We start from the raw sequence: 23,786 nt of genomic DNA on the forward strand, positions 1-23,786 counted from the left end.
CCGCCCCCCTGACGGATCCCGCCCATCCTGGTATCTTGCACACCTTTTGTCCGTAATGCCCGCACCCGCGAGCGAAACCCTGGCGGAACCCGGTCAAACCCCAGCCCGGCCGCCCAAAACCCCGACAAACGATCACCCACCGTGAAGATGCGATACGAATCACGTCAGTCCATCCAGTGAGCCTCATCGCCCGGTCGAGCTCAAATCAGTTAGCATAGGTCAACTAAATTTGCCGCTTGAAGTCAATGGCGACGTGAGCTTCCCTGGTTGGAGTGATGGAAGTGCAGTCTGCCCCGCAGCAGACGCTGGACCCGCAGGTTTCGCATTCGAGGCACAAGCGGACCTGGTCCGTCGACGAACTCGGGCCCCGCTACAAGTGGATCGCCCTGTCGAACACGACGCTCGGCATGCTGATGGCCACGATCAACTCCTCGATCGTGCTCATCGCACTGCCCGACATCTTCCGCGGCATCCACATCAACCCGCTCGAGTCGAGCAACACCAGCTACCTGCTGTGGATGATGATGGGCTTCCTCGTCGTCACCGCGGTGCTGGTGGTCGGCTTCGGCCGCCTCGGCGACATGTACGGCCGCGTCCGGATGTACAACCTCGGCTTCGCGGTCTTCGCGATCTCCTCGGTGTTCCTCGCGATCACGTGGATGGACGGCAGTACCGCGGCGATCTGGCTCATCGCGTGGCGAGTCGTGCAGGGCATCGGCGGCGCCTTCCTGATGGCCAACTCCAGCGCCATCCTCACCGACGCCTTCCCCGCCAAGCAGCGCGGACTGGCGCTCGGCATCAACGGTGTCGCCGCGATCGCCGGTTCCTTCCTCGGCCTCGTCATCGGCGGCCTGCTCGGCCCGGTCGAATGGCGCCTGGTCTTCCTCGTCTCCGTGCCCTTCGGCGTGTTCGGCACCATCTGGGCCTACCTGAAGCTGCACGACACCAGCGAACGCCACCACGCCAAGATGGACTGGTGGGGCAACGTCACCTTCGCGGTCGGCCTCATCGCGGTGCTCGTCGGCATCACCTACGGCATCCAGCCCTACGGCGGCCACACCATGGGCTGGACCAGCCCGATGGTGCTGTCCTGCCTGATCGGCGGCGTGGTCGTGCTGATCATCTTCGGGATCATCGAGACGAGGGTCGCCAACCCGCTGTTCAACCTCGGCCTGTTCAAGATCCGCGCCTACAGCTTCGGCAACGCCGCCAACCTGCTCGCCTCGCTCGGCCGCGGTGGCCTCCAGTTCGTGCTGATCATCTGGCTCCAGGGCATCTGGCTGCCCCAGCACGGCTACAGCTTCGAGCAAACGCCACTGTGGGCCGGTATCTACATGCTGCCGATGACGATCGGCTTCCTCATCGCCGCACCGGTTTCCGGCGTCGTCACCGACCGGATCGGCGGCCGCGCGCTGGCCACCGTCGGCATGCTGGCCACCGCGGTCAGCTTCCTGCTGCTGGAAATCCTGCCGGTGAACTTCAACTACTGGGCGTTCGCGGCGATCCTGCTGGTGAACGGGCTCGGCATGGGCCTGTTCACGTCGCCGAACCGCGCGGACGTGATGAACAGCCTGCCCGCCAACGCGCGTGGCGCCGGCGCGGGCATGACGGCGACGTTCCAGAACTCGGCGATGGTGCTGTCCATCGGGTTCTTCTTCAGCCTGATGATCGCGGGCCTGTCCAACAGCCTGCCCTCCGCGCTGAGCTCGGGCCTGACCGCGCACGGCGTGCCCGCCGACGCGGCCGCGGGCATCGCGCAGCTGCCGCCGGTGGGCGTGCTGTTCGCCGCGTTCCTCGGCTACAACCCGATCCAGCAGCTGCTCGGCGGCGTGCTCAACCAGCTGCCCGCCGACCAGGCCTCGTTCCTGACCGGCCGCAGCTTCTTCCCGAACCTGATCTCGCAGCCCTTCTCCGACGGCCTGACCGCCGCCTTCTGGTTCGCGATCATCGTCTGCGTGATCGCTGCGATATGTTCCTGGTTCGTGGGCAAACCGAAACCGGCCGCCGCGGGCGTCCCGCACGAGACAGTCGGATCCGAACTCGCCGCCGAGAGCGGTGAGCTGGTGGACATCACCGCTTCGCCGGTGACCTCCCCGATGGACGCGCCGACGGTGCGCCGCGCCGCGATGGGCCCGGGCCGTCCCGGCGAGATCAGCGGCACGCTGCGCACTCCCTCCGGCGCCGGCGTCGCGGGCGCGGTGATCACCGTGACCGGCGGCGACGGGATGCAGATCGGCCGCGCGCGGGCGGCACAGGACGGAACGTACACAGTGGACGGTGTCTCGCCCGGCACCTACACGCTGATCGTGACCGCGACCGGGTTCCAGCCCGCCGCCGCCTCGGTCACCGTGAACGGCCTCGGCGCGGTGCAGGACTTCACCGTCCAGGGCGGCGGTGTCGTGGCGGGCATCGTGCGCCGCGCGGACGGCGCGCCGGTGGAGGGCACCGCGGTGCTGGCCACCGACGCGAACGGGCAGGTCGTCGGCCGCACGAGCTCCGCGCACGACGGCAAGTTCCTGCTCTCCAGCCTGCCCGCGGGCGAGGTGACCGTCACCGCGCACGTGGACAACCACCAGCCGCACGCGGTCACCGTGCTCGCCGGCGCGATGGAGCCCGCGGTGGTCGAGCTGGTCGTGGCCGCGATGGGCGTGCTGCACGGCACGGTCACCGGCCCGGACGGCCAGGTGCTGGTGAACGCCACCGTGACCGTCAGCGACTCGGCGGGCGAACAGGTCGCGAAGACACAGACCGACACCAGCGGCCAGTACGAGATCCGGGACCTCGAGCCCGGCGAGTACACCGTGGTGACGAGCCTGTACGAGCCCGCCGTGAAGCAGGTGGACCTCAGCTCGGGCGAGTCCTCGGACGTGGACGTCGACCTGGCCTCCGGCGCGCGGGCGGACGCGGCGTCATGACCGAGACCCCGATCCCCCAGCAGAACCGCCGTTCCACCGAGATCGCCGGCCGGGTGCACGACCCGGACGGCGGCCCGGTGGCCGGCGCGGCCGTCACCCTCGTCGACACCACGGGCCGCCAGATCGGCCGCGGCAGCACGGATTCCGGCGGGGCCTTCTCCCTGCAGGTGCCCGGCCGCGGCGGCTACGTGCTGATCACCTCGGCGCCGTCGTACCAGCCGGAAGCGATCACGGTGAACGTGCTCGACGGCCCGGTGCGCCTCGACGTCGCGCTGACCGGCGCGGGCGGGCTGCGCGGCGTGGTCCGCGCGGCCACCACCGGCGTGCCGGTCATGGACGCCGCGGTGACCGTCACCGACACCAACGGCGACGTGGTCGGCTCCCGGCTTTCGGGCCGCAGCGGGGAATACGCTTTCACCTCGCTGGCGCCGGGTTTCTACACGCTCGCGGTGAACGCCGCCGGCTACCGCCCCGCCGCGCTCGCGGTGACGGCGGGCGAGTCCGGTACGGCGCAGCAGGACGTGGAACTGCCCGACGGGGCGGTGATCCGCGGTTCGGTCGCGGTGCCGGACCACCCGCGGCCCGCGGTCACGGTGAGCCTGCTCGACGACGCGGGCCAGCTCGTGCGCACCACCCACGCGGACGAGAACGGCCGCTACGTGTTCCACGATCTCGACCCCGGCACTTACACCGTAGTGGCGACGAGCTATTCGCCGTCGCGACAGGTGGTCCGCATCGCCGACGGGGTCCGTACGCGGCACGACGTCCAGTTGGCGTAAGCGCTTACTCTCACTGGGCGTGCGAACGTGTACGCTCAGTGAGAAAGCGCTTTCCGTGTGCGAGCGGTGAACCCCGATCGCACACAGAGTCAAGATCAGGTCACCGGGTGGACACGATGGCCGCTCTCTGATTGCATGATGCAGCCGACACGGACGCGCCGGGTTTCGGGGGCCTGCAAGGAAGTCCGTTTTGCGACGAGAAAGCTGTGGAGTAAATGGCAACGCGGGCTCGAGAACTGCTCAACCGGTCACGCGCGCTGCTGGACCGCTCCCGCGAAGCGGCCGCGCAATTCCTCAACAACCCCCAGGCGCAGCCGGTCTCCCGGCCGCCGCTGGTGCTCCAGCCGGCGCCCCAGGCCCCCGCCCGCCGCGAAACGTCCCGGGACGAGACGCTGGCGGCCATCTGCGCCAACGTGGCGCTGCGCGACCTCAACCTGGTGGATTCCCTGCTCTCCCAGCTGGAAGAGATGGAGTCCAAGGAAGAGGACACCGACCGCCTCGCGGAGCTGTACAGCCTGGACCACCTGGTCACCCGGCTGCGCCGGAACGCCGAGAACCTCCGGGTGCTCGCCGGGCGCGACGCGAGTGACGCCGCCTCGGACACCTCCTCGCTGGTGGACGTGGTGCGCGCCGGGATGTCCTCGATCGACCACTATTCGCGGGTCACGATCGGCCGGGTCGTCTCGCTGGGCGTCGTCGGCTTCGCCGCCGAAGACCTGTCCCGGCTGCTGGCCGAACTGCTGGACAACGCGACGAAATCCAGTCCCCCCAACGCTCCCGTGCGGGTGAGCGCGCATCTGACCGAACAGGGCAGCGTGCTCGTGCGCATCGAGGACGAGGGCATCGGGCTGCCGCCGGAGCGGCTGAGCGAGCTGAACAGCCGCCTCTCCGACGCCCCGGTGCTCGACGACGCCGCGGTGCGGCACATGGGCCTGGCCGTGGTGCGGCGGCTCGCCGCCCGGCACGAGATGCGCACCTGGCTCGACCGCCGTGTCCCGCACGGCACCACCGCTTCCGTGCTGCTGCCCGCTTCCCTGGTGAGCGAACTGCCCGAGGCGAGCTGGTCCGGCTCGCAGACCGTCGTCTTCCAGCCGCAGCAGGCCACCCCGGCCGCCACGCCCGGTTTCGTGCCCGAGGTGCCCGCCAGCCGCGGCGACGCGGGCGGCCTCCCCCGGCGCACCACGGCGACGGCCGAAGCCCCGCCTGCCCCGCGGCCCACGCCTGCCCCGCCGGTCGTCGGCGGCACCACGGCCAGTGGTCTTCCCCGCCGCGTTTCGCAGAGTTTCAAGAACCCCAACGGCAAACCGGTCCCGTCCGCGGAGCCGGAGGCCCCGGCCGAAGACCGGCAAGCGGGACACGACAAGCTGCTCGCCGACCTCGACGCGTTCTCCGACGGGGAGCGTGCCGCCAGGGATGACCAGCAGGACCAGGATTCCACCGAGGGAAAGCAGCAGTGACGGACGAGACCACCGGCCGGCAGGCACAGGATTTCACCTGGCTGATCAACGACTTCGTCCACAAGGTGCACGGCGTGAGCCATGCCCTGATCATGTCCTCGGACGGGTTCCCGCTGACCGCGTCGGACGCGGTCAGCACCACCGAGGCCGAGCAGCTCGCCGCGATCGCCAGCGGACTGCTCAGTCTCGCGGGCAACAGCGCCAGCCTGTTCGACAAGGGCACCTGTGAACAGATCATCATCCGGCTCTCGCGCGGATACTTCCTGTTCATGGGCATCGACAGCGGCGCGGGCCTGGCCGTGCTGACCGGCCCGGAGTGCGACATGAAGGTCGTCGCCTACGAGATGACCCAGTTCGTCACGCACGCCGGGCACGCTTTGACCCCCGAGACGCGCGCGGACCTGCGCCGCGTGCTCACCGCCCGCCGCCCGCTCGGCTAGCCGGACAAGGAAGTGATCACGATGTCCCAGGATCCGGGGCGGGGCCAGGCGGCGAAACGGCCGCGCAGCAAGAGAATCCGGCCCTACACCCTGACCGGCGGCCGGACGAGGGGCCGCCACCAGCTGCTGGTGGAAACCCTGGTGTCGGTGCCGCGCTACGACCCCGTGCTGGCCGAAAAGCTGATGCCGGAGTCGAAGGCGCTCTACGAGCGCGCGCGGTCGCAGGTCTCGCTCGCCGAGCTGTCCTCGATGCTGTCCATCCCGCTCGGGGTCGTGCGCGTGCTCGTCAGCGACCTCGCGGCGCAGGGCGCGGTGTTCATCCACCCCACCGCGCACGCCTATCACCACGACCGGAACGTGCTGGAGAGGATCCTCAATGGACTCAAGCAGCTCCCCGTCTGATCCCGGCCTGCTCACGATCTCCGCGAAGATCGTGGTGGCGGGCGGTTTCGGGGTCGGCAAGACGACGCTGGTCGGGTCGGTTTCGGAGGTTCCCCCGCTCAACACCGAGGCCTGGATGACCGAGGCCAGCGTCGGCACCGACGACCTGCCCCCGGACGGCACCAAGACCACGACCACGGTCGCGATGGACTTCGGCCGGATCTCGCTGTACCCGGACCTGATGCTGTACCTGTTCGGCACGCCGGGGCAGGCGCGGTTCTGGTTCCTGTGGGACGACCTCTCGCGCGGCGCGCTGGGCGCGATCGTGCTGGTGGACACCCGGCGGCTGGACCAGTCCTTCGCGGCGATCAACTACTTCGAGAACGACTCGGACCTGCCGTTCATCGTGGCGGTCAACCTGTTCGACGGGGAGCTGCAGCACGATCTCGACGAGGTACGGGAGGCGCTCGCGCTGCGCCCGGACGTCCCGTTGATCACCGTCGACGCCCGCGACCGTGCCTCCACGGCCACCGCGCTGCAGGAGCTGGTCTCGTACACGCTTTCACTGGCCGAGGTTTCGGAGTCCGGGAGGGTTCGGGCGCATGCGTAAGATCCTGATCGTCGGGTCGGGCCAGTCGGGTCTGCAGCTCGCCCTGACTTTGCGGGACCACGACTACGACGTCACGGTGATGTCGGCGCGCACGCCGGACGAGATCCGCGGCGGCTTCGTCACCTCGACGCAGTGCATGTTCCACGATTCGCTGACCATCGAGCGCAAGCACGGCCTGAACCTGTGGGACGACGTCGCGCCCGAGATCACGCATCAGGGCCTGAGCCTCGGCGACGACCAGGGCAACCGGATGCTGAACTGGCGCGGGCTGTGGGAAAAGGGCCCGGCGCAGTCGGTGGACCAGCGCGTGAAGATGGCCGCCTGGCTGGAGTTGTTCGAGGAGCGCGGCGGCAAGGTGATCATCCACGGGGTGACCACGGCCGACCTGAACTCGCTCGCCGGCATGTACGACCTCGTGATCGTCGCGGCGGGCAAGGGCGAACTGGTCCAGCTGTTCGACCGCGACCCGTCGCGCTCGCCGTTCACCAAACCGCAGCGGCATCTCGCCGTGTGCTACGTGGACGGCCTGGTCTCGCGGCCGGAGTTCCCGGACTCGGTCAACGTCTGGCTGAACGTGCTGCCCGGGCTGGGCGAGATGATCCACATGCCCGGCTACACGCACACCGGCCCGACCGACATCCTGTACCTTTCGGCGATTCCCGGTGGGCCGCTGGACCAGTTCCGCGACCGCCCGCAGCCGGAGGAACAGCTGGCGCGGCACAAGGAACTGTTCAAGCAGTACGCCCCGTGGGAGTACGAACGCTTCCACGACGCCCGGCTGACGGACCGGCGTGGCGTGCTCACCGGCGGCTATCCGCCCGTGGTGCGGAAACCGGTTGGCGAGCTGCCTTCGGGCACGTTCGTGCTCGGCATGGCGGACGTCGTCGTGGCCAACGACCCGGTGACCGGCCAGGGCGCGAACAACGCGGCCAAGTGCGCGGAGTCCTATTTGGACTCGATACTGGCGCACGGGGACCAGCCGTTCGACCGGGAGTTCATGCAGGCCACGTTCGACAAGTACTGGGAGTACGCGCAGCACGTCGTCAAGCTCACCAACACGATGCTGATGCCGCCGCCGGAGAACATCCAGCAGGTGCTCGGGGCGGCGCAGACCAACGAGAAGGTGGCGAACCGCTTCGCGGGCGGCTTCAACAACCCACCGGACATGGCGGACTGGTTCTTCGAGCCCGAAAAGACCGAGGCCTACCTGGCAAGCGTGTCTTAGGTTTTTGACGGGTGGGTGGCTCGCGCCGGCGGGACACCCACCCGAGTCGGGTGCTCATCCCGTCGCCTGCCCAGGCCCTCATCACTTTGCCCTGGGCCCGCAACCTTTCTGCCCGGCGCGCGCCCGGGAACACAGAGCTTGCGGGTCCAGGGGAAAGTGATACTGCTTTCGCGGGCGACGGGATGAGTGCACGACTCTCTTCCCAGCCACGCTGGGAGCGGCGGCCGAGCTACGGGCCATGCCCATCCTGGAGCCTGCCTCCCCGGCGAGGGGATCTTTTGATCTTTTTCTCTCGGCTTCTCGTGGTTGCGCTGAGGCAGCAACGGACGCGCGCGGGGCGCGCTGTGTGCACCCCTCCGCCGCCCCGATCCGTGAGTGTTTGCGATCTCGGCACCGCGTCAAGGCGGGAAAGATGCCTTGACCCGGCACCGAGATCGCCAAGGACGGCTGGGGATCGGAGCGGCGGAGGGGTGTGGGCGTCGGGACGGCTCGCTTCGCGTTGCCCGGCGGCGGTTTTTGTGGTGGCTGCCGGGTGATTCTCGGCTTTCCTTGCCGGGTAACGGTTTCGGGCGTGGGCGAGCAGCCTGGCACCACCGTCACCTTGGCGCGTACATGATCACCGCTACGCCTGCCAGGCAGATGAGCGCGCCCAGCACGTCGAACCTGTCCGGCCGGTAGCCGTCCGCGACCATGCCCCACGCGAGCGAGCCCGCGACGAAGACGCCGCCGTAGGCCGCGAGGATCCGGCCGAAGTGCGCGTCCGGCTGCAGGGTCGCGACGAACCCATACAAGCCGAGCGCGATCAGGCCCCCACCGATCCACGCCCATCCCCGATGGTCCCGCACCCCTTGCCAAACCAGCCAGGCTCCCCCGATCTCCAGCACCGCGGCCAGCAGGAACAGCCCGATCGAACGCACCAGACCCATGCCGCATTCTCACCCACGTGATCCGGGGCACGCCGGGCGGTTCTCAGCTGATTCACGGACACGACGCAGGAGCTTCTCAGCCCGCGCGCGTTCACTGGAGTCATGAGCTACTACCCGCCGCTGCCACCACAGCCTCCGCAGCGCAAGCAACCGGGCCCGCTGCGCAGCCTGGCCTTGACGCTGGGCGCGGTCACCCTTGCCGCGCTGATCGGGGTCGGCTTCCTGGTCTCCGGGGTCGGCCAGTCCAACCACGGTTCCCTGGCCCTGCCGGACAGTTCCTCCTCGTCCTCCTCCTCATCGTCGTCCTCCCAGGGCAAACTCCAGTCCCTGGACGCCGACGCGGTCGCGCAGAAGGTCGATCCGGGACTGGTGGACATCAACACCACCCTCGGATACCAGGGCGCGCAGGCGGCGGGCACCGGCATGGTGCTCACCTCCGACGGCGAAGTGCTCACCAACAACCACGTCGTCGAAGGGGCCACCTCGATCCAGGTGACCGACGTCGGCAACGGCAAGACGTACCAGGCGAAGGTCGTCGGCTACGACCGGTCCGAGGACGTCGCCGTGCTGCAACTGGAAAACGCGTCCGGCCTTTCGACGATCACCACCGGCGACTCGTCCCAGGTGTCCACCGGTGACGCGGTCGTCGGCATCGGCAACGCCGGGGGCACCGGCGGCACGCCCAGCGTCGCGCCGGGCACCGTGACGGCGTTGAACCAGTCGATCACCGCCAGCGACGAGTCCAGCGGCAGCTCCGAACAACTGCAGGGTCTCATCCAGGTCAACGCGAACATCCAGTCCGGTGACTCGGGCGGCGCGCTCGCCGACAGCGACGGCAAGGTGATCGGGATGAACACCGCGGCCTCGTCCGGCTACCAGTTCGGCCGCAGCGGCGGGCAGAGCGGCACCGGCGGGACCGGGTTCGCGATCCCGATCAACCAGGCCCTGAGCATCGCCAAGCAGATCGAGGCGGGCACCGCTTCGGACACCGTGCACATCGGGTCCTCGGCGTTCCTCGGCGTGTCGGTCAGCGACGCGCAGGAAGCCGACCCGAACAGCGGCCAGACCCAGGGCAGCGGCGGCGCGCTGATCCAGCAGATCGTCACCGGCGGCGCGGCCGACCAGGCCGGGCTGCAGGCGGGCGACACGCTGATCGCCATCAACGGCAAGACCGTCGACTCGGCGACCGGGCTGACCACGCTGATGGACACCCTGCACCCCGGCGACAAGGTCACGCTGACCTGGATCGGGCAGACCGGCGAGCAGCAGAGCGCGGACGCCACCCTCGCGGAGGGCCCCGTCGGCTGATTCCGCGGAGTACATTTCCGGCATCCCTCCGGCGAAGGAGCAGCGATGACGGGCGTACGAGTGCTGGTCGGCACACGCAAAGGCGCGTTCGTGCTGACCGCGGACGGAACCAGACGCGAGTGGGACGTCAGCGGCCCCCACTTCGGCGGGTGGGAGGTGTACCACTTCACCGGCTCCCCCGCCGACCCCGGCCGGTTGTACGCCTCCCAGTCGACCAGCTGGTTCGGGCAGCTCATCCAGCGGTCCGACGACGGCGGGCAGACGTGGGAGACGGCGGGCAACCGGTTCGAGTACGAGGGCACGCCGGGCACGCACCAGTGGTACGACGGCACCCCGCACCCGTGGGAGTTCGCCAGGGTCTGGCACCTCGAGCCCTCCCCCGCGGACCCGGACCTCGTGTACGCCGGGGTGGAGGACGCGGCGCTGTTCCGTTCCACCGACGGCGGCGAGACCTGGCAGGAGCTGCCCGGGCTGCGCACGCACCGCACGGGCCCGTCGTGGCAGCCGGGCGCGGGCGGGATGTGCCTGCACACCATCAAACTCGACCCGCGCGACGGGGACCGGATGTACGTCGCGATCTCCGCGGCCGGGGTCTTTCGCAGTGACGACAAGGGAAAGACCTGGCAGGCGGTCAACCACGGGCTGCTGTCCGAAGGCATCCCGGACCCGGACGCGGAGGTCGGGCACTGCGTGCACCGGCTCGCCCAGCACCCCGACCGGCCGGACGTGCTGTTCATGCAGAAGCACTGGGACGTCATGCGCACCGACGACGCCGGCGAGCACTGGCACGAGATCAGCGGGGACCTGCCCACGGACTTCGGGTTCGCCATCGACGTGCACGCGCACGAGCCCGACACGGTGTACGTGGTGCCGATCAAGAGCGACTCCGAGCACTTCCCGCCCGAAGGCAGGCTGCGCGTGTACCGCAGCCGCAGCGGCGGCGGCGAATGGGAGCCGCTGACCCGCGGGCTGCCGCAGGAACATTGCTACGTCAACGTGTTGCGCGACGCGATGGCCGTGGACTCGCTCGACGAGTGCGGCGTGTACTTCGGCACCACCGGCGGGCAGGTGTACGCCTCCCCGGACGCGGGCGACAGCTGGGAGCCGATCGTGCGCGACCTCCCGGCGGTGCTCTCGGTCGAGGTCCAGACGCTGTCATGATCCGCGTGGTGCTGCCGGCCCACCTGCGCAAGCTCGCGGGCGTGGCCGGTGAAGTGGAGCTGGAGCTGCCCGGCGCGATCACCCAGCGAACCGTGCTCGACGAGCTGGAGACGCGGTTTCCCGCGCTGCGCGGCACGATCCGCGATCAGCAGACTCTCCGGCGTCGCCCGTTCGTGCGATTCTTCGCGTGCGAAGAGGATCTGTCCCACGAAGCGCCCGACGCCCCGCTGCCCGCGGAAGTGGTCCGCGGGCAGGAGCCGTTCCTGGTGATCGGGGCGATGGCGGGTGGCTGACCGGGCACGGAGCCTGCCGCCGACACGCCGGAGAGGCAACCCACGCGGGCTTCACGCGGAAAACGTAGTGTTTGGTTCGCCCGATTCGCCCACCGGTGGATCTGGCGTAAGGAAGATGCCGCTACGGCGTCCCTGTCCCGACAACGCTGTCAGGGCGCCGAAAGGTCGTGATCACCATGACGGACAACATCTCGGAAAAGACACCGCAGGCCTGGGACACTTTGCTGGAGCAGTACCGGCACAGCGCCGTGGAGACGCTCGCGCAGCACCTGCGCACCGGAACCCGCTGCGAAGCCTGCGGCCAGCCGTGGCCGTGCCGCGCCGCCTGCGCCGCCGAGGCCACCCTCGAACTCTGATCTTTCTTCTAGACTGTGCGGTGTGGCCAGGCCGAACAGCACGGTAGTCGTCGTCGCGGGTGAGACGGCCGCGGAGGTCGTCCCCCGCCTCGACGTACTGGCCAACGTGCGCGCCGCGGCGGTGCCGGACGACGACGCGGCACGCGAACTGGTGGCGCACTCCCATGCGGCGTACGTGGTGCACGACGCGGACCCGCTCTCCGGGCTCGCGGCCGCATGGGCCGGTTTCTTCGATGGCGCCGGCACTCCGGGCACGCTGGAAGTGACCGTCGAAGCGACATTGTCCCGGCTACGGACCGGCGCCCTCACGTTGCCCGACTACTACGTCCTGCTCGACCCGGAATCCCTTGCGGCGACAGAGCGTCATTGGTGGCTGGGGGTCCTCGCGGGCGTGTCGCCGAGCCGGGTGATTCCGGCGGCCCCGCACGCTGCCGCCGTCGCCGAGGTGCTGTCCCGTCTCCCGTCCGGCCGCTGGTGGCCCGACCCGCCCGAGGAGTGGCTGCGCGCGCTCCCCCGTACGGTCCCGGACAGCGTGGCACTCCCCCAGTCCACTTAGGACTCGACCACGGCCGGTTCACCCTCTGGGAAGTGTCGCCGTCGTCGCCTGCATGGACGCGCGGATCAACGTCCACGGCGTGCTCGGCCTGAACGAGGGCGAAGCGCACGTGATCCGCAACGCGGGCGGGGTGATCACCGAGGACGAGATCCGTTCGCTCGCGATCAGCCAGCGACTGCTCGGCACGGAGGAGATCATCCTCATTCACCACACCGACTGCGGCATGCTCACCTTCACCGACGACGAGTTCCGCGAGTCCATCCGGCAGGAGGTGGGCATCAAGCCGGGCTGGGCCGCCGAGGCGTTCAGCGACCTGGAAACCTATGTGCGCCAGTCGATCGCGCGGATCAAGGCCAGTCCCTTCGTGCCCCGCAAGGACTCCGTGCGCGGTTTCGTCTTCGACGTGGCGACCGGGCGGCTCAGCGAAGTGAAGTAGTCACCAGTCCGACAGCACCGTCTCGAAGGCCAGCTCGGCGGCCCCGAGCAGCTTGGCGTCCGACCCCAGCGGCGACGTCACCACCCGGGTACCGCCGAGCGCGCGGCTGACCAGGCACCGTTCCCGCACCGCCTGCTCCACCCGCGCCACGACCGGCGCCGGCAGCGCGGTGAACAGATCGCCGAGCACGACCAGTTGCGGGCACAGCAGGTTCACCACGTTGCCGAGCCCGAGCGTCAGCCATTCCACGAACTCGTCCAGCCGGGAAAGCGCTTCCGGGCCCCTGGTCCCCAGCGCCCGCAGCTCCGCGACGATCGCGCCGACCGGGGAGTCCTCGTCGATGCCCAGCGCGCGGCACAACGCGCGCTCCCCGACCTCGGTCTCCCAGCACCCCTGCGCCCCGCAGTAGCACCGTTTTCCGCCGGGGCGCACGACCATGTGCCCGACTTCGCCGATGTGGTGCCCGCCCGCGCCGCGCAGCGACAGCCCGTTGGAGATCACCCCACCGCCGACGCCGACGTCCGCGCTGATGTACACGACGTCCTCGGCGCCGCGGGCGGAACCGCGCAGATGTTCCGCCACCGCACCGAGTTCCGCGTCGTTTCCCATGTGGACGGGCAACGTCAGCTCGCGGGAGAGCCACGCGCCGAGCGGGACGTCGGCCCAGTGCAGGTTCGGCGCCTCGTGCACGAACCCGTCGGAATGCCGCACCACGCCGGGCACGGAGACCCCGATGGCGACCGGCGGGGTCTCCTGCTCGGCGACCAGCGGGCCGAAGTAGTCCACGATCTTGGTGAACACCTCGACCGGTTCCCGGTTGCCCTCGCGGACCTTCCAGCTGTCCCTGGCGAGGATCTGCCCGCCGATGCCGACCAGCGCCATCGCGGCCCGCTCGACCCGGATGTCGATCGCCAGCACGACCGCGGCCTGCGGCTGCGGCAGCACCAGCAGGGACGGGCGGCCCGCGCCGCTGCGCTGCGCGGGCACCCGTTCCTCGACCACCCCGTCTTCGGCCAGCCCGTCCACCAGCGCCTTGATGGTGCTGCGGTTCAGGCCCAGCGCGGTGGCCAGGCTGGCCCTGGTGGAGGGGCCGTCCACGTGCAGCCTGCGCAGCAGTGCCGCACGGTTGTGGCGACGGACGTCGTCCGGGCGTGTCCCGGCGGTGGGTGTGCTCGTCACCTCGTCTTCCCTGCTGCTGAACCGGCGTGGCCCCCGGTGGTGCGCACGCCCGTCAGCGGGCGGCCGCGGCGCGCCTGCGGGACAGGGCGTCGACGGCAGCCGCTACCAGCAGGACCAGTCCGGTGGTGATGTTCACTGTATCCGCCTGGTATCCGAGCAGTCCGAGACCATTCTGGACAGTCGCGAGCACGAGCCCGCCGATGACCGCGTCGCGCAGCCTGCCGCGCCCGCCGAACAGCGACGTGCCGCCGATGACCGCGGCGCCGACCGCGAACAGCAGGGTGTTGCCGTTGCCCGCGTTGCCGTCCACCGAACCGACCTTCGAGCTGTAGACGATGGCGCCGATGGCCGCGACCGAGGAGCAGATGATGAACACGCTCATCCGGATCTTGTCGACCTTCACGCCGGCGCGCCGCGCGGCCTCCTTGTTGCCGCCCACCGCGTAGACGTGCCTGCCGTAGCGGGTGCGGTCGAGCACGAACGTGCCCGCCACCAGCAGCACCAGGATGATCGGCACCACGTACGGGATGCCCTCGATGGTGGTCAGGTTCGGGTTGGGCGAGCGGTTGACGCACATCAGGTACGTCGCCACCGCGCCGAGCACGAGCACCGCGGCGGCCTTCCCGGCCACCAGCGAGGTCGGCTGCGCGACCAGCCCGTGCCGAAGCCGCGAGAAGTGCCGGAACAGCACGACGCCGGCGTAACCACCGCCCGCGACCACGAACATCACCCAGCTGCCGATGACGTTGAGGTTGCCGTTGGCCACGTCGAAGAGCACCTGGCTGTCCCGGATCGGGACGGTGCCGCCTTCGCCGACCAGTGCCAGCACCACGCCGTACCAGGCGATGAACAACGCCAGCGTCACGACGAACGCCGGGATGCCGATCTTGGACACCAGCGCGCCGGTCAGGCTGCCGATCACCGCGCCGATGCAGACCGCGAGCAGCATCTCGATCCACGGGTTCGCCGGGATGCCCAGCAGGAAGATCAGGATCATCCCCGCGGACAGCGCCGCGCCGATCCAGATCCGCATCAGCACGCACAGCGCCACGGCCACGACGGCGCCGATGACGAAGCCGTAGAACAGCGTGCTGCCCAGCGCGCCGAGCAGGTTGCCGTTCTGCGTGAAGTGCAGCGCCATCACCGAAGCGCAGACACCCGACGCGGTACCGGCGGACAGGTCGATCTCGCCGAGCAGCAGCACCGGCACGATGCCCATCGCGATGATCGTCTGGCCGCCGCCCTGCGCGAACAGGTTGGCGATGTTGTTCAGGGTCAGGAACGAGTCCGACAACCCGGTGAACACGAGCACCAGCACGAGCAGGCCGAGCAGCGCGGGCAGCGCGCCGAGTTCGCCGCCGCGCAGGCGCCGGAAGTAGTCGCCGATCGCCTCGGACGCGGTGCGGGAGGTGGTGTCGATGCCGAAGTCGGCGATCGCCGCGTCGGAATCGGGAGACTTGGTGGGGGTGTCAGTCATTTCTTTTCCTTAGACGGCCGCGACTTCGGGGCGGGCCAGGCCGAGATCGCCGGAGCGGCCCGCGGTGATCAGCTCGACCACCTGGGAGTTGGTGACGTCCTTGGCCGCGACGTCAGCGGCCATCCGGCCGAGGTAGAGCACCGCGATGCGGTCCGCGACCTCGAACACGTCGTTCATGTTGTGGCTGATCAGCACCACGCCGAGGCCCTGCTCGGCGAGCCGGCGCACCAGGTCGAGCACCTGGCGGGTCTGCGCGACGCCGAGCGCCGCGGTCGGCTCGTCCAGCAGCACGACCTTGCTCTCCCACAGCACCGCCTTGGCGATGGCCACGGTCTGCCGCTGCCCGCCGGAGAGGGCGGACACGGGGGTGCGCACGGATTTCACGGTGCGCACGGAAAGGGACGCGAGCGTCTTGCGCGCCGCGAGTTCCATCGAAGCCTCGTCGAGCAGCCCGGAGCTGGTGCGCTCGCGGCCGAGGAACATGTTCTGCACGATGTCCAAGTTGTCGGCGAGCGCGAGGTCCTGGTACACGACCTCGATGCCGAGCGCCGCCGCGTCACGCGGGTTGTGGATGTGCACGGGCTCGCCGTTGAAGAGGACTTCGCCGCTGTCGGCCCCGTGGATGCCGGCGATGCACTTGACGAGCGTGGACTTGCCGGCACCGTTGTCGCCGACGAGCGCGGTCACCTCCCCCGCGCGCACCTGCAGGTCCACGTCGTGCAGGACGTGCACCGGGCCGAAACTCTTGTTCACACCGCGCAGTTCGAGGATCGGCTCGTTCACCGCGGTACCTCCAGATCATCGGATCGCACCCGTCGCGCCGGAGTGCCGTCGGGGGGCACTCCGGCGCGGGGTTGCGGGGATCGTTACTTGATGCCGAGCTGCGTGCAGGTGGCGGCGGTGTCGCCACCGCAGATCTCGGACGCCTTGACGTAGCCCTGGTCGACCACGACCTTCACGTTGTCCTTCGTGATCGCCTGCGGCTGGAGCAGCACGGACTTGACGGTACGGTTCCCGGTCGGGTCCGTCGAAGAGTCCTTGGCCACCGAATCGGCACCGGCGGTGTCACCCTTGATCAGCGAGGCGGCCAGCTGCGCGGTGGACTGGGCCTCCTGCAGGATCGGCTTGAAGACCGTCGAGTACTGGGTGCCCTGCAGGATCGCCTTCAGCCCGGCGGCGCTGGCGTCCTGGCCGGTCACCGGCACCTTGCCGGCGAGGCCGTTCTTCTGCAGCACGGTGATGACCGCGCCCGCCATGCCGTCGTTGGCGGCGAGCACGCCGTCCACCTTGCCGCCGTTGGCGGAAAGGAACTGCTCGAAGGTCGTGCCACCGAGGGCGTTGTCCCACTTGTCGATGCGCTGCGAGGCGACCTTCTTCAGCGCGCCGGAGGAGTAGAGCGGGCCGACGATGTTCTGCTGGCCGTTGTAGAACAGGGTCGCGTTGTTGTCGGTCGGCGAGCCTTCGATCTCGATGACCTGCGCACCGGGCTTGCTGGCGAGCGCGTCCTTGAGTGCGCCACCCTGCAGCTCGCCGACACGGGTGTTGTCGAAGCTGACGTAGTAGTCGGCGCTGCCGCCGAGGTTGAGCCGGTCGTAGTCGATGACCGGGACACCCTGCTGCTTCGCCTTGCGCTCGACGGTGGCGCCGACGTCGCCGTCGGGGGCGGCGATGATCAGCACCTTCACGCCCTGGCTGAGCATGCTGTCGGCGTACTGCGAGAACTTCTGGTCGTCGCCCTGGGCGTTTTCGATGATCGGGTTCATCCCGGCCTTGGTGAGCGCGTCCTGCAGCATCGGCTGGTCGAACCCGGCCCAGCGGGCCGAGGTCGCGGTCTCGGGCAGGATCACGCCGACCTTCGGGCCGTTGTTGCTTGCGTTGCCGGCTCCCGCGGAGGCGCTGGTGCCGCCGCTGCCGGAGTCACTTGAGCTGTTCGCTCCGCAGGCGGTCAGCGCGACAGTCGCGCCGACGCCCACCGCGAGCAGGGCAAGGGTCTTTCTCCGCTTCATTGCGTCCCCTAGAGAGGAAATGTTGTGGTCGGCAACATTCGAATGTTGTGCGCGACAACATACTTCGCGGGCGGTCACGAACGGAAGACTTCTGGATCGATTAAGTCCGCACGTCAGTTCACGTCTTGGTAACGGGCGGTGATGCCGCCCCGCCGGGCTCTTGCCCCGACCAGGGTGGAAGTTCGCGTTCGCACACGCCGGGATGTGACTTTCCGTGGCCAAGGGTCACTGAGTGGGAGGCTGTCTTGAGCCACCGCGGCCAGCGATACTCACCCCCGTGTTCACGACGCGCCCCACGCTCCAGGGCACCTTCGGGATGGTGTCCTCCACCCACTGGCTGGCCTCGGCCACCGCGATGGCCGTACTCGAGGACGACGGCAACGCCTTCGACGCCGCCGTCGCCGCGGCGTTCGTGCTGCACGTCGTGGAGCCGCATCTCAACGGGCCGGGCGGCGAGGTGCCGATCATCCTGGCTCCCGCCGGCTCCGCACCCAAAGTCCTTTGTGGACAGGGACCGGCGCCGGCCGGGGCGACGATCGCGCACTACCGTTCACTGGGCCTCGAACTGGTGCCCGGCACCGGCCCGCTCGCCGCGGCGGTGCCGGGCGCATTCGACGCGTGGATGGTGCTGCTGCGCGATCACGGCACCAAATCGGTGGCCGAGGTGCTGAAGTACGCCATCTCCTACGCCGAGCGCGGGCACCCTGCCGTCGAACGCGTCGGCGCGACGGTCGAAACCGTGCTCGAGTTGTTCGAGACCGAGTGGACCAGTTCCGCGGAGCTGTACCTGCGCGGCGGGAAAGCGCCCGCGCCGGGCGAACTGCTGAAGAACCCGGTGCTGGCGCGGACGTGGCGCCGGCTGATCGGCGAAGCCGAGGCCGCGGGCGCGGACCGGGAAGCCCAGATCGAAGCCGCGCGCAAGGTGTGGCGCGAGGGGTTCATCGCCGAAGCACTCGCCGCCGCGGCGTCGGAATCCACAATGGACACTTCCGGCGAACGGCACCGGGGCACGCTGACCGGCGACGACCTCGCCGCGTTCACCGCGACCTACGAGGATCCCGCCACCTACACGTGGAACGGCTGGATCGTCGCGAAACCCGGGCTGTGGAGCCAGGGACCGTCGTTCCTGCAACAACTCGCCCTGCTGCCCGGCGAACTGGAGTACGGGACGCCGGACTACTACCACACGCTGCTGGAGGGCACGAAACTCGCGATGGCCGACCGCGAGGCGTACTACGGCGACTGCGCCGACGTCTCGCTCGAAACGCTGCTTTCCCCTGCCTACAACGAAACCCGCCGTGCGCTCATCGGTGAGCAGGCGTCACACGAGCTGCGGCCCGGCAGCCCTGACGGCCGGACTCCGAAGCTGAGCAAGCACGCCGAGTTCGTCGCGGCCGGCGGGCGGATCGTCACCCCGGCGGGCGCTGGCGAGCCGACCGTCGCCGAGAACGGCGCGACCCGCGGCGACACCTGCCACCTCGATGTCGCCGACCGCTGGGGCAACCTGATCGCGGCCACCCCGAGCGGCGGCTGGCTGCAGTCGAACCCGGTCGTGCCCGGCCTCGGTTTCCCGCTGGGCACCCGGCTGCAGATGGCGTGGCTCGACCCCGGGCTGCCGAACTCGCTCACCCCGGGAAAACGCCCGCGCACCACGCTTTCCCCGTCGATGGCCCTGCGCGACGGCGAACCGGTGCTGGCGTTCGGCACGCCGGGCGGGGACCAGCAGGACCAGTGGAGCCTGCATTTCCTGCTCGCCGTCGCCCTGCGGGGAAAGGTGCGCGGCAGCCTCGACCTCCAGGGCGCGATCGACGCGCCGAACTGGCACAGCGACGGTTTCCCCGGCTCGTTCTACCCGCGCTCGATGACGCCCGGTGGGATCACCATGGAATCGCGGATCGGCGATTCCGTGATCACCGCGCTCGAATCGCGCGGGCACGTCGTGACGGTGGGTGGCCCGTGGTCGGAAGGACGGTTGTGCGCGGTGGCCCGCGACCCGGAAACCGGCGTGCTGGCAGCGGGTTCCAACCCGCGCGGCATGCAGGGCTACGCGGCCGGAAGGTGACGCGGCTCAGGGCCGCCGGGCGATCACGGCGGTGACGAGCGGGACCCGGCGGTTCGGCGGCCGGGCGCGGCGAACGCGCAGTGGCAGCAGCGGGTCGAGATCGAAAACGGACGCCCAGCCGGTGATTTCGAGCGCGGCCTCGCGCAGCATCCCGGCCAGCTCCGGTTTCGTGTGCATCCGGGCGCGCCGCCCGCCCAGCGCGAAGACCAAGCGGAGGAATCCGACCGCGTGCAGGTACGTGAGCACGAAGACGCCGCCGGGCACGAGCATCCTGCCGGCTCCCTGAGCCCCGCGCGCTGATCTTCCCAGTGGTGGAAGGAAACCGTGCTCGTCACCAGATCGAACGCCCGTGAAGGGCAACGCCGCGGCGCTCGCGCGCAGAAGCGCCGCGGGTGCCACCCCGGCGTCCGCCGTTTTCCGTATTCCCCCGTGCGAAAACACGCTCCGCGATGTCGGAATTCGACACAGGGTGAGCGTTACTTACTGCCGATTCAGGAAAGATCGGACGAAATTTTTTCCCGGCGGGCGCAACCCCTTGAATGCAAATTGCGCTGGTTTTAAGCTCGCACGGGAAACCGGCCGATCGGGCAGACCCGAATGGCCCAGTTTCCGGGGGCGGGAGAAAGGAACCTCGATCGCACGGTGGATACCGACCGCCTGCGGAACAGCTGGCACGTAGTCTCCGGATACGGCAGCCAGGTTCCGTTGTTCTTTTATTCGACCTTGTTCCTGACCCATCCGCAGGTTCGCGAAATGTTCCCTGCCGGAATGTCCGGACAGCGCGACAAACTCCTGGCCGCGCTGGGAAAAGTGGTGGCCAACGTCGACGATCTCGAGATCGCCGTGCCGTTCCTGCAGCAACTGGGGCGCGATCACCGCAAGTTCGCGGTGAGCGACGAGCACTACCCCGCGGTGGGCAAGGCACTGCTCACCACGCTCGAACATTTCCTCGGCCAGGACTGGACTCCGGCGCTGTCGAGGGACTGGACGGCGGCGTACGGCCTGGTTTCCGAAGTGATGGTGGCCGCGGCGAAGGAAAGCGCGCAGACGTCGCCGCCGTGGTGGAACGCGGAAGTCCTCCGGCATGAACGGCGCACCGCCGAGGTGGCCGTGCTGCTGCTGCGCACCGACCGCCCGCTGAGCTATCTGCCCGGTCAGAGCGTCGCAGTGGAAAGCCATCTGCGGCCCCGGATGTGGCGCTACTACTCCCCCGCCAACCCGCCGCGTGACGACGGGGTCATCGAGCTGCACGTCCGGATGATCGACGGCGGGCCGGTCAGTTCCGCGCTGGTGCAGGCGATCACGCCGGGCGACACGCTGCGCGTCGGCGCGCCGGTGGGCACGCGGCTGACGATCGACCACAAACAGGACGTCGTGCTGATCGCGGGCGGCACCGGGCTGGCCCCGTTCAAGGCGCTGCTCGGCCAGATCGCGAACGAGGGTTTCCAGCGGCAGGTTCACCTGTTCGCCGGCGCCCGCGCCGCGCGCGATTTCCACGATCTGGCGGGCATCCAGGCTTTCGCCAGGGCGCTGCCCCGGTTGCGGATCGTCCCCGTGGTGTCGGAGGAGCGGGGTTTCCGCGGCGCGCGGGGCCTGGTCGGCGACGTCGCGCTGCGGCACGGTCCGTGGCCGGAGCACGAGGTGTACGTGTGCGGCTCGCCGTCGATGGTGGCCGAAACGAGGGAAATGGCGCGCGCCGCGGGGATCGGCGAGGAGCGCGTGCACGTCGAGGACTTTTCCGGCTATGGCAGCCCGGCCGAAACCGTGCCGGGCATCTTCCAAGGGGACGACCGAGCATGACACTGCAGGCCAACGAAGAGCGGCAGCCCTCGTTCCGGCGGGCCCTCACGCCCGAGCGGATCCGCAGCGTCACCTTCAGCAAGTCACCGATCGGCCGCCGCGGCGTGGACCCGAGCGAGGTCGAACTGTTCCAGCGCAGGCTCGCGGAGGAGATCGCCGCGGGCGAAGCGGAGAACGCGCGCCTGCGCGCGGAGGTGGACAGGCTGCGCGACTGGTACCGCGCGCACGGCGAGAACGTGGACCCGTCGCTGATGCCGATCCAGATCGACGTCGAAGCGGTGAACCTGCTTTCCGAAGCGCAGTTGCAGGCCGAGGCGTACATCGCGCAGGCGGAGGCGCACTGCCGCCGCATGGCGGGCGACGCGCGCCGGCACGCGAGCGCGCTGCTGCACGACGCGCAGGAGCGGGCGGAAATCGCGGCGCAGCAAGCGGTCGAGGCCTACCGGGCGCATGCCGGCGAGGAGCGCACCGCGCAGGTCGAGGAGCTCGAACGCCGGCTGGCCTGGCTCCGCGCGTTCTGTCACGCCATCCAGGTGCAACTGCACGCCGCCTCCGACGCGTTCGCGCAGGAGGTCGACAAGCTCGCGCGGCTGCCCGAGCATCCCGACGACCGGAAAGGTGATCATGACGAGCATCTATGACCAGATCGGCGGGCAGGAGGCGCTGACCGCCGTCGTCGACGACTTCTATCGCCGGGTGCTGGCCGACCGGGGCCTGGCGCCGTACTTCGCCGGCGCGAACCTGCCGCGGCTCAAGGGCAGGCAGGTCGAGTTCTTCGCGAAGGCACTGGGCGGCCCCGATTTCTACGACGGCCTGAGCATGCGGGACGCGCACCGCGGCCGGGGTATCGGCCAGGAACACTTCGACCGGGTCGCGGAGTTGTTGACGGAGTCCTTGCGGGCGGCCGGGGTGCCGGGGCATCTGGTGGACCAGATCGTCACCGCCATCGCCCCGCTGGCACCGGAAATCGTGGCACCGACGAAGCTCGCTTCGCCGTAGCCTCGTTCGCCGTAGTCTCGTTCGTTGGGGTTGCGTTTGTCGGGGTTGCGTTCGTTGCGGCCGCGCCCGCCGAGGTCGCGCCCGCCGTGGTCGCGTCCCCCGAGGTCGCGCCCACCGTGGCCGCGTCCGCGTTCGTTGCCGCCGCGTGCGCCGAAGTCGCGTTCGATGGAGTCGGTTTCGTTGCGGTCGCGTTCACCGACGTCGCATCCATCGAGGTCGCGTTCACCGGGGCCACGTTCATTGCGGTCGCGTCCGTCGGGACCGCGTTCGCCGGGGTGGGTTCGTTGCGGCCGCGTTCACCGGGGCCGCTTCCGTGGAGGTCGCATTCGCCGGGGCCACGTTCACCGGGGTCGCGTTCGTCGCGGCAACGTTCGCCGGGGGCCGTGGCTCAGCCGAGCCCGGCCTCCGCGAGGCGCGCGCGGACGGCGGCGCGTTCGGTGCCGTCGAGCGGGATCATCGGCACGCTCGTGGTGCCGTGGGCCAGGATTCCCCGTGCCACCAACGCTTCCTTGAACGCGCCGATCGCCGACGAGTAGCGGCCCATCCGGCTGCCGCCGACGGTGATGAGCGTGAACAGGCGGCGAAGCCTGCGTTGTTCCTCCCCCGCTGCCACCCAGTCGCCCCGGCGCGCGGCTTCGTACAGGCGCACGTAGCCGTGTGGGTCCACATTGCCCAGTCCGGGTACGAGTCCTTGCGCGCCAAGGAAAAGCGCGACGTCGGCCATCGTCTCGGAGCCGGTGAACACCCGGAAACCGGGCGCTGTTTCGAGGACTGCACGCAACGCGTCGAGGTCACCGCTGGAATCCTTGAGCCCGTCGAGGGTGCCGTCCGCGGCGAGCTCGGCGATGAGGTCCGGGGAGAGCTTGGCGTGCACCGAAACCGGGATGTCGTAGGCGATCAGCGGCAGGTCCACGGCCGCGCGGATCGCCCGGAAGTGCCCGGGAAACTCGGGTGGCGCCGTCGGCGCGTAGAACGGGGCGGTGGCCACCAGTGCTTGTGCCCCATGGGCCTTCGCGGCGTACGCGTGCTGGATCACGCGCGGGGTGCTGGTGTCGATGATCCCGGCCAGCACCGGAACCTGCCCGGCCGCGACGCCCGCCGTCACCTCCAGCACGCGGTAGCGGACATCGTCGGGCAGATAGGCGGCCTCGCCACTGGAGCCGGTGACGAACAACCCGTGCACCCCCGCGTCGAGCAAGAAGCCCACCAACCGTTCGAGGGAGGTCACGTCCAGCTCGCGCTCCGGAGTGAGCGGAGTCAGCACAGGTGGGACGACGCCGTGGTCGAGGACAGGGTCGGTCATAATGCTCCCTTTCACGTAGGACGTAGGACGTCCCATGTCAGCGTACGGCCGCGCCGATGGACCGGTCAATGCGAGCGAACTGTGAGGTGCAGCTCGGCGGCGGGTGGGGGTCAGGGA

23 protein-coding genes and 1 pseudogene are annotated in these 23,786 nt (G+C 69.6%); 17 read left to right on the top strand and 7 right to left on the bottom strand.

Going from position 1 to position 23,786, the window contains the following annotated elements:
• The first annotated feature begins 275 nt into the window (after positions 1–275).
• The 7 genes from FPZ12_RS40675 to FPZ12_RS40705 all read left to right on the top strand — a co-directional run bounded on the left by FPZ12_RS40675 (position 276) and on the right by FPZ12_RS40705 (position 7,807).
• Positions 276–2,915 (top strand): MFS transporter, encoded by a 2,640-nt coding sequence (locus FPZ12_RS40675; protein WP_144757348.1) that lies wholly within the window; start codon positions 276–278, stop codon positions 2,913–2,915.
• Entirely contained in the window at positions 2,912–3,694 is a 783-nt protein-coding gene (locus tag FPZ12_RS40680) for an MSCRAMM family protein (protein ID WP_144757350.1), read from the top strand. The genes FPZ12_RS40675 and FPZ12_RS40680 overlap by 4 nt, the downstream gene beginning before the upstream one ends.
• A gap of 215 nt (positions 3,695–3,909) precedes the next feature.
• The gene (locus FPZ12_RS40685; RefSeq protein ID WP_144757352.1) at positions 3,910–5,151 is read left to right on the top strand and encodes a sensor histidine kinase; all 1,242 of its coding nucleotides are present in this window, start codon (positions 3,910–3,912) and stop codon (positions 5,149–5,151) included.
• Positions 5,148–5,591 carry a roadblock/LC7 domain-containing protein gene (locus tag FPZ12_RS40690; protein ID WP_144757354.1) on the top strand — a complete coding sequence of 148 codons (444 nt, stop codon included), beginning with the start codon at positions 5,148–5,150 and terminating at the stop codon, positions 5,589–5,591. Before FPZ12_RS40685 ends, FPZ12_RS40690 begins: the two co-directional genes overlap by 4 nt.
• A 21-nt stretch (positions 5,592–5,612) precedes the next feature.
• On the top strand, positions 5,613–5,993 hold the full coding sequence (locus FPZ12_RS40695) for a DUF742 domain-containing protein (protein WP_144757356.1): 381 nt from the start codon (positions 5,613–5,615) through the stop codon (positions 5,991–5,993).
• Complete coding sequence (locus tag FPZ12_RS40700) at positions 5,968–6,582, top strand: GTP-binding protein (RefSeq protein ID WP_144757358.1); 615 nt, start codon at positions 5,968–5,970, stop codon at positions 6,580–6,582. Before FPZ12_RS40695 ends, FPZ12_RS40700 begins: the two co-directional genes overlap by 26 nt.
• The gene (locus tag FPZ12_RS40705) at positions 6,575–7,807 is read left to right on the top strand and encodes a styrene monooxygenase/indole monooxygenase family protein (RefSeq protein WP_144757361.1); all 1,233 of its coding nucleotides are present in this window, start codon (positions 6,575–6,577) and stop codon (positions 7,805–7,807) included. The genes FPZ12_RS40700 and FPZ12_RS40705 overlap by 8 nt, the downstream gene beginning before the upstream one ends.
• A 596-nt stretch (positions 7,808–8,403) precedes the next feature.
• Here FPZ12_RS40705 and FPZ12_RS40710 read toward each other — a convergent pair.
• Complete coding sequence (locus FPZ12_RS40710; protein ID WP_144757362.1) at positions 8,404–8,733, bottom strand: YnfA family protein; 330 nt, start codon at positions 8,731–8,733, stop codon at positions 8,404–8,406.
• A 102-nt stretch (positions 8,734–8,835) separates the two neighbouring features.
• Between FPZ12_RS40710 and FPZ12_RS40715 the strand changes: the two genes are divergently transcribed.
• The 6 genes and pseudogenes from FPZ12_RS40715 to FPZ12_RS40740 form a co-directional block, all read left to right on the top strand.
• Positions 8,836–10,041, top strand: coding sequence for a S1C family serine protease (locus tag FPZ12_RS40715; RefSeq protein ID WP_144757363.1), 1,206 nt, complete (start codon positions 8,836–8,838; stop codon positions 10,039–10,041).
• A 45-nt stretch (positions 10,042–10,086) separates the two neighbouring features.
• Positions 10,087–11,202: a WD40/YVTN/BNR-like repeat-containing protein gene (locus FPZ12_RS40720; protein ID WP_144757364.1), complete on the top strand. Its 1,116-nt coding sequence runs from the start codon at positions 10,087–10,089 to the stop codon at positions 11,200–11,202.
• A complete protein-coding gene (locus tag FPZ12_RS40725; protein ID WP_144757366.1) occupies positions 11,199–11,495 on the top strand; it encodes a MoaD/ThiS family protein in 297 nt (98 codons plus the stop codon). Before FPZ12_RS40720 ends, FPZ12_RS40725 begins: the two co-directional genes overlap by 4 nt.
• Before the next feature lie 176 nt (positions 11,496–11,671).
• Positions 11,672–11,851, top strand: a complete 180-nt coding sequence (locus FPZ12_RS40730) for a hypothetical protein (protein ID WP_144757368.1) — start codon at positions 11,672–11,674, stop codon at positions 11,849–11,851.
• A gap of 22 nt (positions 11,852–11,873) precedes the next feature.
• Positions 11,874–12,407, top strand: coding sequence for a hypothetical protein (locus tag FPZ12_RS40735; protein WP_144757370.1), 534 nt, complete (start codon positions 11,874–11,876; stop codon positions 12,405–12,407).
• A 28-nt stretch (positions 12,408–12,435) separates the two neighbouring features.
• Positions 12,436–12,843: pseudogene (locus FPZ12_RS40740) on the top strand (beta-class carbonic anhydrase); the annotation flags it as partial.
• Here the strand turns inward: FPZ12_RS40740 and FPZ12_RS40745 are convergent.
• The 4 genes from FPZ12_RS40745 to FPZ12_RS40760 all read right to left on the bottom strand — a co-directional run bounded on the left by FPZ12_RS40745 (position 12,844) and on the right by FPZ12_RS40760 (position 17,505).
• Entirely contained in the window at positions 12,844–14,022 is a 1,179-nt protein-coding gene (locus FPZ12_RS40745; protein WP_144757374.1) for an ROK family transcriptional regulator, read from the bottom strand. It abuts the pseudogene before it with no gap.
• A gap of 52 nt (positions 14,023–14,074) precedes the next feature.
• Positions 14,075–15,499: an ABC transporter permease subunit gene (locus tag FPZ12_RS40750; RefSeq protein ID WP_144757376.1), complete on the bottom strand. Its 1,425-nt coding sequence runs from the start codon at positions 15,497–15,499 to the stop codon at positions 14,075–14,077.
• 9 nt (positions 15,500–15,508) lie between these two features.
• Complete coding sequence (locus FPZ12_RS40755; protein ID WP_144757378.1) at positions 15,509–16,282, bottom strand: ATP-binding cassette domain-containing protein; 774 nt, start codon at positions 16,280–16,282, stop codon at positions 15,509–15,511.
• 83 nt (positions 16,283–16,365) lie between these two features.
• Complete coding sequence (locus tag FPZ12_RS40760) at positions 16,366–17,505, bottom strand: sugar ABC transporter substrate-binding protein (protein ID WP_144757380.1); 1,140 nt, start codon at positions 17,503–17,505, stop codon at positions 16,366–16,368.
• A gap of 277 nt (positions 17,506–17,782) precedes the next feature.
• Between FPZ12_RS40760 and FPZ12_RS40765 the strand changes: the two genes are divergently transcribed.
• On the top strand, positions 17,783–19,567 hold the full coding sequence (locus FPZ12_RS40765) for a gamma-glutamyltransferase family protein (protein WP_144757382.1): 1,785 nt from the start codon (positions 17,783–17,785) through the stop codon (positions 19,565–19,567).
• A gap of 6 nt (positions 19,568–19,573) precedes the next feature.
• Here FPZ12_RS40765 and FPZ12_RS40770 read toward each other — a convergent pair whose 3' ends face one another.
• Complete coding sequence (locus tag FPZ12_RS40770) at positions 19,574–19,837, bottom strand: hypothetical protein (RefSeq protein WP_144757384.1); 264 nt, start codon at positions 19,835–19,837, stop codon at positions 19,574–19,576.
• A gap of 327 nt (positions 19,838–20,164) precedes the next feature.
• On the opposite strand from FPZ12_RS40770, the gene FPZ12_RS40775 reads away from it, so the two are divergent.
• Genes FPZ12_RS40775 through FPZ12_RS40785 form a run of 3 tightly spaced genes read left to right on the top strand, consistent with a single transcriptional unit; the run spans position 20,165 to position 22,366 of the window.
• Positions 20,165–21,367, top strand: coding sequence for a globin domain-containing protein (locus FPZ12_RS40775; RefSeq protein ID WP_144757386.1), 1,203 nt, complete (start codon positions 20,165–20,167; stop codon positions 21,365–21,367).
• Positions 21,364–22,008: a hypothetical protein gene (locus FPZ12_RS40780; protein ID WP_144757388.1), complete on the top strand. Its 645-nt coding sequence runs from the start codon at positions 21,364–21,366 to the stop codon at positions 22,006–22,008. The genes FPZ12_RS40775 and FPZ12_RS40780 overlap by 4 nt, the downstream gene beginning before the upstream one ends.
• On the top strand, positions 21,992–22,366 hold the full coding sequence (locus tag FPZ12_RS40785; protein ID WP_144757390.1) for a group I truncated hemoglobin: 375 nt from the start codon (positions 21,992–21,994) through the stop codon (positions 22,364–22,366). Before FPZ12_RS40780 ends, FPZ12_RS40785 begins: the two co-directional genes overlap by 17 nt.
• 388 nt (positions 22,367–22,754) lie before the next feature.
• On the opposite strand, the gene FPZ12_RS40790 is transcribed toward FPZ12_RS40785, so the two are convergent.
• The gene (locus FPZ12_RS40790; protein ID WP_144757392.1) at positions 22,755–23,669 is read right to left on the bottom strand and encodes a dihydrodipicolinate synthase family protein; all 915 of its coding nucleotides are present in this window, start codon (positions 23,667–23,669) and stop codon (positions 22,755–22,757) included.
• Between the last annotated feature and the right edge of the window lie 117 nt (positions 23,670–23,786).

The sequence above is a fragment of the Amycolatopsis acidicola genome (genome assembly GCF_007713735.2).
Lineage (GTDB): Bacteria > Actinomycetota > Actinomycetes > Mycobacteriales > Pseudonocardiaceae > Amycolatopsis_E > Amycolatopsis_E acidicola.

Bases quoted from the DNA above. Each gene is read 5' to 3' on its own strand.
- FPZ12_RS40760 (WP_144757380.1), bottom strand. From the start codon at position 17,505: ATGAAGCGGAGAAAGACCCTTGCCCTGCTCGCGGTGGGCGTCGGCGCG.
- FPZ12_RS40710 (WP_144757362.1), bottom strand. From the start codon at position 8,733: ATGGGTCTGGTGCGTTCGATCGGGCTGTTCCTGCTGGCCGCGGTGCTG.
- FPZ12_RS40750 (WP_144757376.1), bottom strand. From the start codon at position 15,499: ATGACTGACACCCCCACCAAGTCTCCCGATTCCGACGCGGCGATCGCC.
- FPZ12_RS40785 (WP_144757390.1), top strand. From the start codon at position 21,992: ATGACGAGCATCTATGACCAGATCGGCGGGCAGGAGGCGCTGACCGCC.
- FPZ12_RS40790 (WP_144757392.1), bottom strand. From the start codon at position 23,669: ATGACCGACCCTGTCCTCGACCACGGCGTCGTCCCACCTGTGCTGACT.
- FPZ12_RS40720 (WP_144757364.1), top strand. From the start codon at position 10,087: ATGACGGGCGTACGAGTGCTGGTCGGCACACGCAAAGGCGCGTTCGTG.
- FPZ12_RS40675 (WP_144757348.1), top strand. From the start codon at position 276: ATGGAAGTGCAGTCTGCCCCGCAGCAGACGCTGGACCCGCAGGTTTCG.
- FPZ12_RS40730 (WP_144757368.1), top strand. From the start codon at position 11,672: ATGACGGACAACATCTCGGAAAAGACACCGCAGGCCTGGGACACTTTG.
- FPZ12_RS40715 (WP_144757363.1), top strand. From the start codon at position 8,836: ATGAGCTACTACCCGCCGCTGCCACCACAGCCTCCGCAGCGCAAGCAA.
- FPZ12_RS40780 (WP_144757388.1), top strand. From the start codon at position 21,364: ATGACACTGCAGGCCAACGAAGAGCGGCAGCCCTCGTTCCGGCGGGCC.
- FPZ12_RS40775 (WP_144757386.1), top strand. From the start codon at position 20,165: ATGGCCCAGTTTCCGGGGGCGGGAGAAAGGAACCTCGATCGCACGGTG.
- FPZ12_RS40705 (WP_144757361.1), top strand. From the start codon at position 6,575: ATGCGTAAGATCCTGATCGTCGGGTCGGGCCAGTCGGGTCTGCAGCTC.
- FPZ12_RS40700 (WP_144757358.1), top strand. From the start codon at position 5,968: ATGGACTCAAGCAGCTCCCCGTCTGATCCCGGCCTGCTCACGATCTCC.
- FPZ12_RS40680 (WP_144757350.1), top strand. From the start codon at position 2,912: ATGACCGAGACCCCGATCCCCCAGCAGAACCGCCGTTCCACCGAGATC.
- FPZ12_RS40770 (WP_144757384.1), bottom strand. From the start codon at position 19,837: ATGCTCGTGCCCGGCGGCGTCTTCGTGCTCACGTACCTGCACGCGGTC.
- FPZ12_RS40695 (WP_144757356.1), top strand. From the start codon at position 5,613: ATGTCCCAGGATCCGGGGCGGGGCCAGGCGGCGAAACGGCCGCGCAGC.
- FPZ12_RS40685 (WP_144757352.1), top strand. From the start codon at position 3,910: ATGGCAACGCGGGCTCGAGAACTGCTCAACCGGTCACGCGCGCTGCTG.
- FPZ12_RS40725 (WP_144757366.1), top strand. From the start codon at position 11,199: ATGATCCGCGTGGTGCTGCCGGCCCACCTGCGCAAGCTCGCGGGCGTG.